This window comes from Salmonella sp. NW645 (assembly GCF_051703725.1).
Taxonomy (GTDB): Bacteria; Pseudomonadota; Gammaproteobacteria; order Enterobacterales; family Enterobacteriaceae; genus Salmonella; species Salmonella enterica.
The window spans coordinates 132,086-147,400 of record NZ_JAMMKR010000003.1 but is presented as its reverse complement, the minus strand read 5'-3'; the positions used below and the strand labels follow the sequence as shown (position 1 = coordinate 147,400).

Annotated in this window: 14 protein-coding genes; 9 read left to right on the top strand and 5 right to left on the bottom strand. The window is 56.3% G+C overall.

All coding sequences use genetic code 11. From position 1 onward, the window contains the following. The first annotated feature begins 78 nt into the window (after positions 1-78). On the top strand, positions 79-1,215 hold the full coding sequence (gene wzz(fepE) / locus NA389_RS07880; protein ID WP_001139571.1) for an LPS O-antigen length regulator Wzz(fepE): 1,137 nt from the start codon (positions 79-81) through the stop codon (positions 1,213-1,215). Between the two features lie 53 nt (positions 1,216-1,268). Here wzz(fepE) and fepC read toward each other — a convergent pair whose 3' ends face one another. Genes fepC through fepD form a run of 3 tightly spaced genes read right to left on the bottom strand, consistent with a single transcriptional unit; the run spans position 1,269 to position 4,056 of the window. Further along, a complete protein-coding gene (gene fepC / locus NA389_RS07875) occupies positions 1,269-2,063 on the bottom strand; it encodes an iron-enterobactin ABC transporter ATP-binding protein (RefSeq protein WP_000140623.1) in 795 nt (264 codons plus the stop codon). Continuing rightward, positions 2,060-3,049, bottom strand: coding sequence for an iron-enterobactin ABC transporter permease (fepG, locus tag NA389_RS07870; protein ID WP_000480064.1), 990 nt, complete (start codon positions 3,047-3,049; stop codon positions 2,060-2,062). Before fepG ends, fepC begins: the two co-directional genes overlap by 4 nt. Next, positions 3,049-4,056: a Fe(3+)-siderophore ABC transporter permease gene (fepD, locus tag NA389_RS07865; protein WP_001277879.1), complete on the bottom strand. Its 1,008-nt coding sequence runs from the start codon at positions 4,054-4,056 to the stop codon at positions 3,049-3,051. Before fepD ends, fepG begins: the two co-directional genes overlap by 1 nt. Before the next feature lie 110 nt (positions 4,057-4,166). Here fepD and entS point away from each other — a divergent pair, with 110 nt between their 5' ends. Further along, positions 4,167-5,411: an enterobactin transporter EntS gene (gene entS / locus NA389_RS07860; RefSeq protein ID WP_001081654.1), complete on the top strand. Its 1,245-nt coding sequence runs from the start codon at positions 4,167-4,169 to the stop codon at positions 5,409-5,411. Between the two features lie 62 nt (positions 5,412-5,473). On the opposite strand, the gene fepB is transcribed toward entS, so the two are convergent. Beyond that, on the bottom strand, positions 5,474-6,430 hold the full coding sequence (fepB, locus tag NA389_RS07855; protein WP_001238994.1) for a Fe2+-enterobactin ABC transporter substrate-binding protein: 957 nt from the start codon (positions 6,428-6,430) through the stop codon (positions 5,474-5,476). 308 nt (positions 6,431-6,738) lie between these two features. Between fepB and entC the strand changes: the two genes are divergently transcribed. From entC to NA389_RS07820, 7 genes are all read left to right on the top strand, one after another. Continuing rightward, a complete protein-coding gene (entC, locus tag NA389_RS07850) occupies positions 6,739-7,914 on the top strand; it encodes an isochorismate synthase EntC (protein ID WP_000367597.1) in 1,176 nt (391 codons plus the stop codon). Between the two features lie 9 nt (positions 7,915-7,923). Then, positions 7,924-9,534: a (2,3-dihydroxybenzoyl)adenylate synthase EntE gene (gene entE, locus NA389_RS07845; protein WP_001222461.1), complete on the top strand. Its 1,611-nt coding sequence runs from the start codon at positions 7,924-7,926 to the stop codon at positions 9,532-9,534. A 13-nt stretch (positions 9,535-9,547) separates the two neighbouring features. Then, complete coding sequence (locus tag NA389_RS07840; RefSeq protein ID WP_001007169.1) at positions 9,548-10,405, top strand: isochorismatase; 858 nt, start codon at positions 9,548-9,550, stop codon at positions 10,403-10,405. Then, complete coding sequence (gene entA / locus NA389_RS07835; protein ID WP_000135721.1) at positions 10,405-11,160, top strand: 2,3-dihydro-2,3-dihydroxybenzoate dehydrogenase EntA; 756 nt, start codon at positions 10,405-10,407, stop codon at positions 11,158-11,160. Before NA389_RS07840 ends, entA begins: the two co-directional genes overlap by 1 nt. Before the next feature lie 2 nt (positions 11,161-11,162). Beyond that, positions 11,163-11,576, top strand: a complete 414-nt coding sequence (entH, locus tag NA389_RS07830; protein ID WP_000637968.1) for a proofreading thioesterase EntH — start codon at positions 11,163-11,165, stop codon at positions 11,574-11,576. A 181-nt stretch (positions 11,577-11,757) separates the two neighbouring features. Then, positions 11,758-13,863: a pyruvate/proton symporter CstA gene (gene cstA, locus NA389_RS07825; RefSeq protein WP_001043108.1), complete on the top strand. Its 2,106-nt coding sequence runs from the start codon at positions 11,758-11,760 to the stop codon at positions 13,861-13,863. Positions 13,864-13,926: 63 nt separating this feature from the next. Beyond that, positions 13,927-14,124: a YbdD/YjiX family protein gene (locus NA389_RS07820; protein ID WP_000460619.1), complete on the top strand. Its 198-nt coding sequence runs from the start codon at positions 13,927-13,929 to the stop codon at positions 14,122-14,124. A 35-nt stretch (positions 14,125-14,159) separates the two neighbouring features. Here the strand turns inward: NA389_RS07820 and NA389_RS07815 are convergent, their stop codons facing one another. After that, on the bottom strand, positions 14,160-15,248 hold the full coding sequence (locus NA389_RS07815) for an oxidoreductase (protein ID WP_001016873.1): 1,089 nt from the start codon (positions 15,246-15,248) through the stop codon (positions 14,160-14,162). Positions 15,249-15,315 lie beyond the last annotated feature (67 nt).

The following is a 15,315-nucleotide window of genomic DNA, read 5'->3' as shown; positions in this document are numbered from 1 at the left end:
CGGATAATTCTGACTTGCTGTTAGAATCTCTGACAGGAATGTGTTCTTTCATTGGATAAAGTTTTCAGGTCATACGGCATGCCATCTCTTAATGTAAAACAAGAAAAACATCAGTCACTTGCAGGTTACTCACTGCCGCCCGCCAACAGTCATGAAATCGATTTGTTTAGCCTTATAGAGGTGTTATGGCAGGCGAAACGTCGTATTCTTGCTACCGTTTTCGCCTTTGCGTGCGTGGGGTTACTTCTGTCCTTTCTGCTGCCGCAAAAATGGACCAGCCAGGCGATTGTCACACCGGCGGAGTCGGTACAGTGGCAGGGGCTGGAGAGAACGTTGACCGCGCTGCGCGTGTTGGATATGGAGGTAAGCGTTGATCGGGCCAGCGTCTTTAATCTGTTTATTAAAAAGTTTAGCTCGCCCTCGCTGCTGGAAGAATATCTTCGTTCTTCTCCGTATGTCATGGATCAATTAAAAGGCGCGCAAATAGACGAGCAGGATCTTCACCGGGCGATTGTCGTGCTGAGCGAAAAAATGAAAGCGGTGGACAGTAATGTCGGCAAGAAAAATGAAACGTCATTATTCACGTCGTGGACGTTGAGTTTTACCGCGCCGACGCGGGAAGAAGCGCAAAAAGTGCTGGCTGGCTATATTCAGTACATCTCTGATATCGTCGTGAAAGAGACGCTGGAAAATATTCGTAACCAGCTGGAAATCAAAACCCGCTATGAGCAGGAAAAGCTGGCGATGGATCGGGTGCGTCTCAAAAACCAGCTTGATGCCAATATTCAACGTCTCCATTATTCGCTGGAAATCGCCAACGCCGCCGGCATTAAGAGACCGGTTTACAGTAATGGTCAGGCGGTAAAAGATGATCCGGATTTTTCTATTTCTCTCGGCGCGGATGGTATTTCCCGCAAACTGGAAATTGAAAAAGGGGTAACGGACGTGGCCGAGATCGACGGTGATTTGCGTAACCGTCAATACCATGTTGAACAACTGGCGGCAATGAATGTGAGCGACGTGAAGTTTACCCCGTTTAAATATCAACTGTCGCCGTCTCTGCCAGTGAAAAAAGATGGCCCGGGTAAAGCGATCATTATTATTCTGGCGGCGTTGATTGGCGGTATGATGGCCTGCGGCGGCGTATTACTGCGTCACGCGATGGTCTCGCGTAAAATGGAAAACGCGCTGGCGATAGATGAACGGTTAGTCTGATTTAAACGAAAAGCCGGATAGCGATTATCCGGCTTTGTCATCTGTGTGAACGACTATCGCCGCCCCAGCGGTACCACCAGCGGCGTCCCGGCAACCGGATCGTCGATAATCATACAGCGCAGCCCATAGATTTTTTCGATAAGCTCAGCGGTAACAATCTCTTTCGGCGCGCCCTGTGCGACAATGCTACCTTCGCGTAATGCAATCAAATGCGTGGCGTATCGGCAGGCTTGATTCAGGTCGTGCAGGACGGCGGCGAGCGTATAACCTTTTTCGCGGTTGAGATCGCTTAACAATTCCAGCAAATCAATTTGATGGCTAATATCCAGCCACGTTGTCGGCTCATCCAGCAGCATGATGGACGTTTCCTGCGCCAGCACCATGGCTATCCACGCCCGCTGACGTTGGCCGCCGGACAGAGTATCTACGCTTTGCGTCGCCAGTGAGGTGATACCTGTTGCACGCATGGCACTGGCGACGGCGTCGGCATCTTCCTTGCGCCAGCGGGTAAATAACGGCTGATGCGGATAACGCCCTCTGGCGACCAGCTCTTGTACGGTGATATCGCCCGGCGTAGTGGCGTTTTGCGCCAGCAATCCGATGCGCCGCGCCACCTCTTTACTGGCGTAACGCTGTATTTGTTCGCCATCCAGCCAGACATGGCCGTCAACAGGCGTCATCAGACGGCTTAGCGTGCGTAGCAACGTTGACTTGCCGCAGCCGTTAGGGCCGATGATGGCGGTAAAATGGCCGTCCGGAATCGAAACATTAAGGTTTTTTGCGACGGTATAGCTGCCATAACCCAGCGTTAACTGGTCGCCGCGCAAACGGGCTACGGATTCGGTCATTTTTTGCGGGACTCCTGAATTAACAAGACGATAAGATAAATACCGCCGAGGCTGACGGTGACCACGCCCACTGGAAGCTGATAAGGCATAAACAGTTGCTGCGCGCATGCATCGGCGGCCAGTAGTAACAACGCGCCGCACAGCGCCGACTGGGTTAATCCCCAGCGCGCTGTGCCGCTAAGACGGCGGGCGATGTGCGGCGCGACAAGGGCAATAAACGAGATGGGGCCTGCTAGTGCCGTTGCCGCAGCGGTGAGCGACACCGCCACCAGCATCAGCATCAGGCGTGACCGCTCCACGCTAACACCCAGCGCGCAGGCGCTGTCATCGCCCATCTCCAGCAGCCGCATACGACGCACCAGTAGCGCGGCGCCTGTCAGCATCACAATAATCAGCGGCGCCGAAGGCCAGGTTTTTGCCCATGTCAGACCGTTGAGCGACCCGGCGTTCCATAAGCCGGCGGTGAGCGCCGTTTCCAGCGACGCCTGCAACAGAAGCCAGGTATTAAAGGCGACTAACATCGCGCGGATGCCGATACCGATGATAATCAGCCGGAAAGTTTCAATCCCGTTACGCCAGGCGAGCAGCCAGACAATCAATGACGTGACGATACCGCCCGCCATTGCTGCCAGCGCGATCGCGGTAAGATGCTGGCCAAACAGGACCATTGCGACCAGTACGCCGCTCCAGGCGCCGGTATTAAAGCCCATCACATCAGGGCTGCCTAGCGGGTTACGCATCAGCGACTGAAAAATCGCGCCACTGACGCCAAGCGCAGCGCCAATCAGCAGCGCCATTAATACGCGCGGTAGTCGCCATTCGGTTACGACAAGGGTGATGTTACGCGGCGCGTCGCCCAGCAGCGCGGCAATAATCTGCCCGGTCTCAAGAGGCACGGCGCCGCTTTGCAGGCTCCATAAACCAATGGCGAAGCAGCCAGCCGCCAGAAGCAGGCAGCTTACGATAAGCCGACGAGAAAGAAACATCACAGGCCGCCTCCGTTCGATTTACGGCGTACCAGAAAAATAAGTACCGGCGCGCCGATAAATGCACTGACAACCGATACGCGGAGTTCGCCCGGCACCAACAGACGACCAATAATATCGGCAAAAAGCAGCAGAGCAGGGGTTGCCAGTAGCGTCACTGGCAGCGACCAGCGGTGGTCTGCGCCCACCAGCCAACGCGCCATATGTGGCATCATCAGACCAATAAAGGCGATAGGGCCGACCAGCGCCGTTGCGCTGCCGCACAAGACGGTAATCGCCAGTAAACCGATAAGTTGGGTGCGCGCCACTTTACTCCCCAGCGCCGTCGCGGTATCGCTGCCGAGGCTCAGGCTGTTCAGCGCACGGCTCAGAAATAGCGCCACGATCCCTGCGATAACCACGGGCGCAAGCGCGACTTTCAACGTTTGCAGGCTGCGAATGTCCAGCGATCCCGCCTGCCAGAAGCGAAGCTGGTCATAGACCTCTGGATTTAACAGTGCGATGCCGCTGGTCAGCCCTTCCAGTACCGCGCCAAGCGCCACGCCCGCCAGTGTCAGGCGGACCGGGCTTAGCTGGCCGCCGCCCTGACTACCGGTGAAGGCGACAATCAGCGATGCGATAAGCGCGCCGCTAAATGCCATGAAAAGCTGTTCCAGCGGCGTGGAGAAACCAAACAGCGCCGCGCCTAGTACAATGGCGAAGCTGGCGCCGTTGTTAACGCCCAGAATCCCCGGGTCGGCGAGCGGGTTGCGAGTAAGTGTTTGCATGAGCGCCCCGGCGAGACCCAACGCGCCGCCTGCCAGTAATCCGGCCAGCGTACGCGGCAAACGCGCATCCAGGACGATGGTGCAATCGGCGCTTTGGCACACGCCGGTGAACGCCTCCAGCACGACGGCGGCGGGCAGCGGTTTCGCGCCAATGACCAGGCTTAAAACCGCGGCGAGACTCAGTAATAACAACAATCCGGGCACGGCAAACGCGCGCGTCACGGAAAATGAGCATGACATAGTAACTTCCCTGATAATGATAGTAATTATCGTTATCTATCTTATTTGGTTATGTTAGCATGTGCAGCCATTGAATGGATATTTAAAAAAACTCGCATTAAGGCGTTGTAATGAATCGACAATCCTGGCTGCTCAATCTCAGCCTGTTGAAGACGCACCCTGCATTTCGCGCAGTATTTCTGGCCCGTTTTATCTCTATTGTCTCGCTGGGGCTGCTTGGCGTGGCGGTTCCGGTACAGATCCAAATGATGACGCACTCCACCTGGCAGGTAGGGCTGTCGGTAACGTTAACCGGCGGCGCCATGTTTATTGGTTTAATGGTGGGTGGTGTACTGGCCGATCGCTACGAACGTAAGAAGGTGATTCTGCTGGCGCGCGGTACTTGCGGTATTGGCTTTATTGGCCTGTGCGTGAACGCGCTGTTGCCGGAACCGTCATTGCTGGCGATATATCTCCTTGGCCTGTGGGACGGCTTTTTCGCGTCTCTGGGGGTGACCGCGTTACTGGCGGCGACGCCAGCGCTGGTCGGAAGAGAAAATCTGATGCAGGCCGGCGCGATTACCATGCTGACGGTACGTCTGGGATCGGTTATTTCGCCGATGTTGGGGGGCATATTGCTTGCCAGCGGCGGCGTAGCCTGGAACTATGGGCTGGCGGCCGCCGGGACGTTTATTACTCTATTGCCGTTACTGACGCTGCCGCGACTGCCTGTCCCTCCGCAGCTGCGGGAAAATCCATTTATCGCGTTACTGGCGGCATTTCGTTTTTTGCTCGCCAGTCCGCTTATCGGCGGTATTGCGCTGCTTGGCGGTCTGGTGACGATGGCAAGCGCGGTACGCGTCCTCTATCCGGCGCTGGCGATGAGCTGGCAGATGTCGGCGGCGCAAATCGGTTTACTGTATGCGGCAATTCCGCTGGGGGCGGCCATTGGCGCGCTGACCAGCGGACAACTGGCGCATAGCGTTCGTCCGGGGCTCATTATGCTGGTTTCGACAGTCGGTTCTTTTCTGGCGGTGGGGCTGTTCGCCATCATGCCGGTCTGGATCGCAGGTGTTATCTGTCTGGCGCTGTTTGGCTGGCTTAGCGCCATCAGTTCGTTATTACAATATACCCTGCTGCAAACCCAGACGCCGGAAAATATGCTGGGGCGAATGAACGGCCTGTGGACCGCGCAAAACGTCACGGGAGACGCTATCGGCGCGGCGCTGTTAGGCGGTCTTGGCGCAATGATGACGCCGGTCGCTTCCGCAAGCGTGAGTGGATTCGGGCTGGTGATTATCGGTTTGCTGCTGTTGTTAGTGCTGGGCGAGCTACGTCGTTTTCGCCAGACGCCGCCGGTTAGCGATGCTGGCTGATAAAGAGGCGTTTATCCGACTGACCAAATCGTTCTGGTCAGTCGGATAAGACTCCGATAAGGCTAAAACAGGGCGGCCAGCCGGTTAAGCAGCAACGTTGCGCTGTAATAATCCAGACGGAACGTCTCCGTGCCCAGGGCATAGACGCGCTTATTTTGCACCGCTGGCAGGTGCGCCAGCAGCGGATTGGCGTAAAGGGCCGCGACATCTTTGTTGTCGCCGGCAAACAGGAAAAGAGATTGGCCGTTTAACCCAGCGGCCAGATTTTCACCGCCAAGCTGAATGATATCGTGGCGCTTACCCTGGCTTTTGCTGGTTTGCAGCCCTCGGGGCAATGTCGCCAGCGTAAAGCCTAACTGCGTCAATAGCTTGCCTTGTGCTGATTCTGGCGTCCACAAATTGGCGCTATGCGCGGCAGGGGTATACACCAGCGCGCTAACCGGTTGCGGCGGCAGGGCGATTCGCTGTTTAACCGTCGTCAGTTGCGCCTCAAATTCCGCTATTCGCGCGGCGGCCTGTTTCTCCTGGCCGGTGATCTCGCCAAGCTGCGTGAGCAAACTCTGCCAGCTTTTATCGTCATAATTGATGACGAGCGTCGGCGCGATAGCGGAGAGCTGATCGTAAAGCGCCAGCGCGGAGTCGCCGCCGGTGGCGCTAATCAAAATGAGATCCGGCATTTGCGCGGCGACCGTTTCGGCATTCGGTTCGCCGATATACAGCCGGGCGACATGGCGAGCCTTTGCTACGTCGCTCCACTGGCGCATAAACCCTTGATCGTCGGCAAAGCGGTTATTCGGCGTAGTGGCCCCGCTGGCGACGACGGGCGCATCAATCGCCAGCAGCGAGCCTGTTAACGTCACGCTGGTAGAGACGATACGCGCGGGCTTGTGGTCCAGAGTATGAACGCCGCGGCTGTCCTGGATTTGCCGGGGCCAACCGGCGTCCTGGGCTAAGGATATTCCTGAAATTGATAAACCAACCACTAAAAGCAGCCAACGATAAAAGGCGGGGAGTCTCACAATAGCGTCCTGTTATTAATAAAGTTAATGCTTCTCATTTTCATGTCAGCGGCAGCGAGATGCAAGCCTTAGTGCCATTTAACTCATGACCAGAGTTGACAGAGCGACGTTTTACTCTTAGGTTAGCGCACTAAAAATAGAAATAATAATCATTATTATACACAAAATCATTCAAGAAGCATCGCAACGGCAAGGGAAGAAATCCCCGCGAGCATAGATAACTGTGTGACCGGGGTTTCTGAGCGCAGCCAACAAAGAGGCAGCTTGAAAGATGAAGTGTATATAAGCCTTTATCATTGGAGGATGATATGGATATGTCACTGGCCGAGGACGCTCAGGAGACAATGGCAACGCTTGCTCCCGATCGCTTTTTCTTCATGTCGCCGTATCGCAGTTTTACCACTTCCGGGTGCTTCGCCCGTTATACCGAGCCTGCGGTTGCCGGAGATTCGCCGGATAGCCCTTTCCAGCAGAAATTGCGCCAGCAGTTTGCCGAGGCCAAATCGCAGGGCATCGCCAACCCTATCCTGGTGGGGGCGATCCCCTTTGATACCCGTCAGCCGTCGTCGCTATTTATCCCGATGGCGTGGCAGTCCTTTTCCCGCCAGCAAAAGCAGCGCACGGCGCGTTATTTTACTGACCATCAGCCACTGACGGTGACGGCGCGAAAGGCGATTCCGGAGCAGGATGCTTTTGAAGCAATGGTCGCACGCGCGGCTATGCTGACCGCCACGCCAGACGTCGATAAAGTGGTGCTTTCCCGGCTAATAGATATCACCACTGATGTGGCGGTGGATAGCGGAGCATTGCTGGAGCGGCTGGTTGCGCAGAATCCAGTTAGTTACAACTTCCATGTGCCACTGGCGGATGGCGGCGTTCTGCTGGGCGCCAGCCCCGAATTGTTGCTACGCAAAGAGGGCGAGCGGTTTAGTTCGCTGCCGTTAGCAGGCTCGGCACGCCGACAGCCGGATGACGTTCTGGATCGCGAGGCGGGAAACCGACTGCTGGCTTCACAAAAAGATCGCCATGAACATGAGCTGGTGACGCAGGCGATGAAGCAGATCCTGCGCGATCGCAGCACGGAACTGCAATTACCTTCCTCTCCGCAGTTGATCACCACGCCGACGCTATGGCATCTCGGTACGCCGTTTGAGGGCAAGGCCAACGCCGGAGAAAACGCGCTGACGCTGGCCTGTCTGCTGCATCCGACCCCTGCGTTAAGCGGTTTCCCCCATCAGGTCGCGAAAAAGCTGATTGCTGAACTGGAACCGTTCGATCGTGAACTGTTTGGCGGCATTGTCGGCTGGTGCGACGCCGAAGGAAACGGCGAGTGGGTAGTGACGATTCGTTGTGCGAAATTGCAAGGTAATCAGGTGCGCCTGTTCGCCGGCGCCGGGATTGTCCCTGCCTCTTCGCCAGTCGGCGAGTGGCGGGAAACCGGCGTCAAGCTCTCTACGATGTTGAACGTTTTTGGACTGCATTAAGGAACGATGATGCGTATACCTTTCACCCGTTGGCCGGATGAATTTGCCCGCCGTTATCGTGAAAAAGGCTACTGGCAAGACGTGCCGTTGACCGATATTCTGACCCGCCACGCTGACAGCGATAAGACGGCGGTCATTGAAGGCGAGCGCGCATTCAGCTATCGCCAGCTCAACCAGGCCGTGGATAATCTGGCCTGCAGTTTACGCCGTCAGGGCATCAAACCTGGCGAAACCGCTCTGGTGCAACTGGGGAATGTACCGGAACTGTATATCACCTTTTTCGCCCTGTTGAAGCTTGGCGTAGCGCCCGTTCTGGCGCTGTTTAGCCATCAACGTACCGAACTTAACGCCTATGCGATGCAGATCGCGCCGACGCTGGTGATTGCCGATCGCCAACATACGCTGTTCGCCGGGGAGGACTTTCTCAACACGTTTGTGGCTGAACACCGCTCTGTGCGGGTGGTGTTATTGCGTAACGACGACGGCGATCACAGCCTGGACGCGGCGATGCGGCAGGCGGCGGAAGATTTCACCGCCACGCCATCACCTGCTGACGAAGTGGCCTACTTTCAGCTTTCCGGCGGTACTACCGGCACGCCAAAGCTTATTCCCCGTACCCATAACGACTATTACTACAGCGTGCGCCGCAGCAATGAGATTTGCGGTTTCAACGAGGAGACGCGTTTTCTGTGCGCGATTCCCGCCGCGCATAACTACGCCATGAGTTCGCCGGGCGCGCTGGGCGTTTTTCTCGCCAAAGGAACGGTAGTGCTGGCGACCGATCCCAGCGCCACGCTCTGTTTCCCGCTGATCGAAAAACACCAGATTAATGCCACGGCGCTGGTGCCGCCCGCGGTCAGTCTATGGCTACAGGCTATCCAGGAGTGGGGCGGCAATGCGCCGCTGGCGTCATTAAGGTTATTGCAGGTTGGCGGCGCGCGGCTTTCTGCGACGCTGGCCGCCCGTATTCCGGTTGAAATTGGCTGTCAGTTGCAGCAGGTCTTCGGTATGGCGGAAGGGTTAGTGAACTATACCCGGCTGGACGATAGTCCGGAACGGATTATCAATACCCAGGGAAGACCCATGTGTCCGGACGACGAAGTGTGGGTGGCGGATGCCGACGGGAATCCACTGCCGCCGGGCGAGATTGGTCGTCTGATGACGCGCGGCCCCTATACTTTTCGCGGCTATTTCAACAGTCCGCAACACAATGCCAGCGCCTTTGACGCCAACGGTTTTTACTGCTCCGGCGATCTGATCTCCATTGATCAAGACGGCTACATCACCGTTCACGGGCGTGAAAAAGATCAGATCAATCGGGGCGGCGAGAAGATAGCCGCCGAAGAGATAGAAAACCTGTTACTGCGCCACCCGGCGGTGATCCATGCGGCGCTGGTCAGCATGGAAGATGAACTGCTGGGGGAAAAAAGTTGCGCATATCTGGTGGTAAAAGAGCCGCTGCGAGCGGTACAGGTACGCCGTTTCCTGCGAGAGCAGGGCGTGGCGGAATTTAAATTACCGGATCGCGTGGAGTGCGTTGCGTCACTGCCACTGACGCCGGTTGGTAAAGTCGATAAAAAACAATTACGCCAGCGGTTGGCGTCACGTTCACCGCTCTGAAGGAGAAAGAGAGATGGCCATTCCGAAACTACAGTCTTACGCGCTGCCCACCGCACTGGATATCCCGACCAACAAAGTGAACTGGGCATTTGAGCCGGAGCGCGCGGCGCTGCTCATCCACGATATGCAGGATTACTTTGTCAGCTTTTGGGGCCGCAACTGCCCAATGATGGACCAGGTGATTGCCAATATCGCCGCTCTGCGCCAGTACTGTAAGGAACATCATATCCCGGTCTATTACACCGCTCAGCCGAAAGAGCAAAGCGATGAAGATCGCGCGTTACTCAATGATATGTGGGGACCGGGACTGACGCGCTCTCCGGAACAGCAGAAGGTGGTAGAAGCCTTAACGCCGGATGAGGCGGATACGGTGCTGGTGAAGTGGCGTTATAGCGCGTTTCACCGCTCGCCGCTGGAACAGATGTTAAAAGATACCGGACGCAATCAGCTCATCATTACCGGTGTGTATGCGCATATTGGCTGTATGACCACCGCTACCGATGCGTTTATGCGCGACATTAAGCCGTTTATGGTGGCGGATGCGCTGGCGGATTTCAGCCGGAAAGAGCATCTGATGGCGCTAAACTATGTGGCGGGGCGTTCCGGTCGCGTCGTCATGACTGAATCGCTGCTGCCGACGCCGGTTCCTGCCAGTAAAGCGGCGCTGCGGGCGTTGATTCTGCCGTTGCTGGATGAGACTGACGAGCCGCTGGATGATGAAAACCTGATTGATTATGGCCTGGATTCAGTACGCATGATGGGGCTGGCGGCGCGCTGGCGTAAAGTACACGGCGATATCGACTTCGTGATGCTGGCGAAAAATCCGACCATTGACGCCTGGTGGGCGCTGCTTTCTCGCGGGGTAGAGTAATGGCCAGCTTTGATTTTTCAGACAAAACGGTATGGGTGACCGGGGCGGGGAAAGGGATCGGTTACGCGACGGCGCTGGCGTTTGTTGACGCCGGGGCGCGGGTGTTCGGCTTCGATCGTGAATTTACGCAAGAGAATTATCCCTTTGCTACCGAAGTCATGGATGTGGCGGATGCCGCACAGGTTGCGCAGGTGTGTCAGCGTGTGTTGCAAAAAACGCTGCGGCTGGATGTGCTGGTCAACGCCGCCGGTATTTTGCGTATGGGAGCGACCGATGCGCTTAGCGTCGACGACTGGCAGCAGACATTTGCGGTCAATGTGGGCGGGGCATTTAACCTGTTTTCACAGACGATGGCGCAGTTTCGCCGTCAGCAGGGAGGGGCGATTGTTACCGTAGCCTCAGATGCGGCGCATACGCCACGTATCGGTATGAGCGCCTACGGCGCCTCTAAAGCGGCGCTGAAAAGCCTGGCGCTAACCGTAGGGCTAGAGCTGGCGGGCTGCGGGGTGCGCTGTAATGTGGTGTCGCCCGGTTCGACTGACACCGATATGCAGCGCACTTTATGGGTGAGTGAAGATGCCGAACAGCAGCGTATCCGCGGTTTCGGCGAACAGTTTAAGCTCGGTATTCCGCTCGGTAAAATCGCCCGTCCGCAGGAGATAGCCAATACCATTTTGTTTCTTGCCTCCGATCTGGCCAGCCACATTACCTTGCAGGATATCGTGGTGGACGGTGGTTCAACATTGGGAGCCTGACGATGATCTGGAAACGGCATTTAACGCTGGATGAATTGAACGCTACCAGTCAGAACACGCTGGTGGCGCATCTGGGCATTGTTTACACCCGTCTGGGCGATGACGTGCTGGAGGCGGAAATGCCCGTCGATGTCCGCACTCATCAACCGTTTGGTCTGCTACACGGCGGCGCATCGGCAGCGCTGGCGGAGACGTTAGGATCAATGGCGGGTTATCTGATGACCCGCGACGGGCAGTGCGTGGTCGGGACCGAGTTAAACGCCACCCACCACCGCGCCGTCTCGCAGGGGAAAGTACGCGGCGTTTGCCTGCCGCTGCATCTGGGGCGGCAGAATCAAAGCTGGGAAATTACGCTCTTTGACGAGCAGGGGAGGCGCTGCTGCACCTGTCGCCTGGGAACGGCGGTAATGGGATAGTTCTGGCAAAGTAAAATGCAATTGCAGCGTTAACGAAGAAAGGAAGTGATCTGGTTAACACTGTAATGTAAAAAATGGGTAACTATCCGGTTTTATCATGTTGTTGTGTTGTTAATTACGGTAAAGGTGTTATAGAAACAAAATGTAACATCTCTCTGGAACACCCAAACGGACAACAACTATGAATAAATCAGGGAAATACCTCGTCTGGACAGCGCTCTCAGTATTGGGTGCGTTTGCCCTGGGCTATATTGCGTTAAATCGTGGGGAACAGATCAACGCGCTATGGATCGTGGTGGCGTCGGTCTGTGTCTATCTTATTGCGTATCGTTTTTATGGGCTCTATATCGCCAAAAAAGTGCTGGCGGTTGACCCAACGCGTATGACGCCCGCGGTACGTCATAATGATGGTCTGGATTATGTCCCGACCGATAAAAAAGTGCTTTTTGGTCACCATTTTGCGGCCATTGCTGGCGCAGGTCCGCTGGTCGGGCCGGTACTGGCCGCGCAGATGGGCTATCTGCCGGGGATGATCTGGCTGCTGGCGGGCGTTGTGCTGGCGGGAGCGGTGCAGGACTTTATGGTGCTGTTCGTCTCGACCCGGCGTGATGGGCGTTCGCTTGGCGAGCTGGTTAAAGAGGAGATGGGCGCGACGGCCGGGGTGATCGCGCTGGTGGCCTGCTTTATGATCATGGTGATCATTCTGGCCGTCCTGGCGATGATCGTGGTGAAAGCGCTGACCCATAGCCCGTGGGGAACGTACACTGTCGCGTTCACCATTCCACTGGCGATTTTTATGGGCATCTACCTGCGTTATCTGCGTCCGGGGCGCATCGGCGAGGTGTCGGTCATTGGGCTGGTATTTCTTATTTTCGCTATTATTTCCGGCGGATGGGTGGCGGCAAGCCCAACCTGGGCGCCGTACTTTGATTTTACTGGCGTGCAGCTTACCTGGATGCTGGTGGGGTATGGTTTTGTCGCGGCGGTACTGCCGGTCTGGCTGCTGCTCGCGCCGCGTGATTACCTCTCTACCTTCCTGAAAATTGGTACGATTGTCGGTCTGGCGGTCGGGATTCTGATCATGCGTCCGACGCTGACTATGCCGGCGCTGACCAAATTTGTTGATGGTACAGGACCGGTCTGGACAGGCGACCTGTTCCCGTTCCTGTTTATCACCATCGCCTGCGGCGCGGTATCCGGTTTCCATGCGCTCATCTCCTCCGGCACGACGCCGAAGATGTTGGCCAACGAAGGCCAGGCCTGCTTTATCGGCTACGGCGGGATGTTAATGGAATCTTTCGTCGCCATTATGGCGCTGGTCTCGGCCTGTATTATCGATCCGGGCGTTTACTTTGCGATGAATAGCCCGATGGCGGTACTGGCGCCAGCGGGGACAGCGGATGTCGTGGCTTCTGCCGCGCAGGTGGTCAGTAGTTGGGGTTTCGCTATCACGCCGGATACGTTACACCAGATTGCCAATGAAGTCGGCGAACAATCCATTATCTCCCGCGCAGGCGGTGCGCCAACGCTGGCGGTAGGGATGGCCTACATTTTACATGGCGCGTTGGGCGGCATGATGGATGTGGCGTTCTGGTATCACTTTGCCATTCTGTTTGAAGCGCTGTTTATTCTGACGGCGGTGGATGCGGGTACCCGTGCGGCGCGCTTTATGTTGCAGGATTTGTTGGGCGTAGTGTCGCCAGGGCTGAAACGTACCGATTCGCTGCCAGCGAACCTGCTTGCTACGGCATTGTGCGTGCTGGCGTGGGGGTATTTCCTCCATCAGGGCGTGGTCGATCCGTTGGGCGGTATTAACACCCTGTGGCCGCTGTTTGGCATCGCTAACCAGATGCTGGCGGGGATGGCGCTGATGCTTTGCGCCGTGGTACTGTTCAAAATGAAGCGTCAGCGTTATGCGTGGGTCGCGCTGGTGCCAACGGCCTGGCTGCTGATTTGTACGCTGACGGCGGGCTGGCAGAAAGCGTTTAGTCCGGATGCGAAAATCGGCTTCCTGGCCATTGCCAATAAGTTCCAGGCGATGATCGACAGCGGCAATATTCCGCCGCAGTACACCGAATCGCAGCTCGCGCAGTTGGTATTCAATAACCGTCTGGATGCCGGGCTAACCATCTTCTTTATGGTGGTGGTCGTGGTGCTGGCGGTCTTCTCTATTAAGACGGCGCTGGCCGCTCTGAAGATTGATAAACCGACGGCGAATGAAACGCCGTATGAGCCGATGCCGGAAAATGTGGATGAGATCGTGACGCAGGCGAAAGGCGCGCACTAATCTTTTTACATCAATAGCCCTCTCCAGAATAAGGAGAGGGCATTTGGATGACAGGTGACAACGATGTTCGATACGCTTTCGAAAGCCGGAAAATATCTGGGACAGGCCGCAAAAATGATGATTGGCGTGCCAGACTACGACAACTATGTGGAACATATGCGCATAACGCATCCGGATCAGACGCCGATGACCTATGAAGAATTTTTCCGCGAGCGGCAGGATGCGCGCTATGGTGGAAAAGGCGGCGCGCGTTGCTGCTGAGTGTTGCCAGGCCTGATAAGCGCAACGTCACCAGGCTATATTCTGAAAAATTCAACTTTTTCAAACGCCGCACGCAGGGTGTCAGGCGTTAACGTCACCGGTAAATAGTGGATGGATTCGACCGGGCGCAGGGTATGTGCGATTACCCTATCGATCTCGGCGGTGTTATGAATATCCACGTCCAGTTCGCTAAGTCGGGCCGGCAGATGAAATCGCCGGTACGCTGCAATCAATTGCGCCAGCACGTCATCTTGTCCCAGTAGCGTGCTTTGCACCAGAATGCCATAAGCCACTTTCGTTCCGTGCAGGAATTTTTCCGTTTGCGGCAGGACGGTCAGACCGTTGTGTACCGCATGGGCGGCGGCGACACGGGTATAGCGTTCCCCGAGGCCGCCGACCATACCGCCGCCAGCGATAATCGCATCCACCACGTCGCAAAATGCCTGGGTCAGCCGACGCTGCTGTTTATCCGCTAATGCTTGTTCGCTGCTGGTCAGCAGGAGATCGCGAATAGCGCACGCGCTGTTAATGCCCAGTCTTACGGTCAAAGGCAACGTTTCAGGCTGCGGCGCAAGCACAACGGCTTCATACCATTTCGCCAGCGTATCGCCAATGCCAGCTAACAGATAGTCATCGGGCGCCTGCAGAATAATGCGCGGTTCGACCAGCACCAGAAAATTGGCATCATCAAAAATTTCGAACTGTAACGCCTGTCCCGCGTCGTTATACCAGACGGAAAGCGGTGTCCAGGCGGCGCAGGTCGCCGCGATGGTCGGGATAGCGACAAACGGCAGCGCCAGACGGCGGGCGAGCGCTTTGGCGGTATCGAGCAGCGCGCCGCCGCCGACGCCTATCACCACCTGACGATCGTCGTTGCAGGCGTGCGCCAGTTGGGCAACATGGCGTTCGCTACAATGGCCGGTAAACTGCAGATGTTTTGCGCCAGCACGTTCAAACGCTTCCGGCAGGTAAGGCCGGGCGGCGGCAATCGCGCGTTCGCCGTACACCCAAACGGCGTGGGAAAGCTGTTCCGGCGTGAAAAAGTCTGTCAGTCTTCCGAGGCTTCCTGCATGGGAAAAATAATTCGCCGGGCCGGTAACGACGCGGATTTCAGTGTGGTTCATGTTGTGTTGTCCTTAGGGTCTTCTCACCGTTGTTATTATATTTAGACATCTAAACGTCTTGATTGCC

What these genes read in the sequence shown, in the direction of transcription:
- fepD (WP_001277879.1), bottom strand. Translation starts at nt 4,056, where the DNA reads ATGTCATGCTCATTTTCCGTGACGCGCGCGTTTGCCGTGCCCGGATTG.
- NA389_RS07820 (WP_000460619.1), top strand. Translation starts at nt 13,927, where the DNA reads ATGTTCGATACGCTTTCGAAAGCCGGAAAATATCTGGGACAGGCCGCA.
- fepG (WP_000480064.1), bottom strand. Translation starts at nt 3,049, where the DNA reads ATGTTTCTTTCTCGTCGGCTTATCGTAAGCTGCCTGCTTCTGGCGGCT.
- entS (WP_001081654.1), top strand. Translation starts at nt 4,167, where the DNA reads ATGAATCGACAATCCTGGCTGCTCAATCTCAGCCTGTTGAAGACGCAC.
- entA (WP_000135721.1), top strand. Translation starts at nt 10,405, where the DNA reads ATGGCCAGCTTTGATTTTTCAGACAAAACGGTATGGGTGACCGGGGCG.
- entE (WP_001222461.1), top strand. Translation starts at nt 7,924, where the DNA reads ATGCGTATACCTTTCACCCGTTGGCCGGATGAATTTGCCCGCCGTTAT.
- fepC (WP_000140623.1), bottom strand. Translation starts at nt 2,063, where the DNA reads ATGACCGAATCCGTAGCCCGTTTGCGCGGCGACCAGTTAACGCTGGGT.
- NA389_RS07815 (WP_001016873.1), bottom strand. Translation starts at nt 15,248, where the DNA reads ATGAACCACACTGAAATCCGCGTCGTTACCGGCCCGGCGAATTATTTT.
- entC (WP_000367597.1), top strand. Translation starts at nt 6,739, where the DNA reads ATGGATATGTCACTGGCCGAGGACGCTCAGGAGACAATGGCAACGCTT.
- cstA (WP_001043108.1), top strand. Translation starts at nt 11,758, where the DNA reads ATGAATAAATCAGGGAAATACCTCGTCTGGACAGCGCTCTCAGTATTG.
- entH (WP_000637968.1), top strand. Translation starts at nt 11,163, where the DNA reads ATGATCTGGAAACGGCATTTAACGCTGGATGAATTGAACGCTACCAGT.
- NA389_RS07840 (WP_001007169.1), top strand. Translation starts at nt 9,548, where the DNA reads ATGGCCATTCCGAAACTACAGTCTTACGCGCTGCCCACCGCACTGGAT.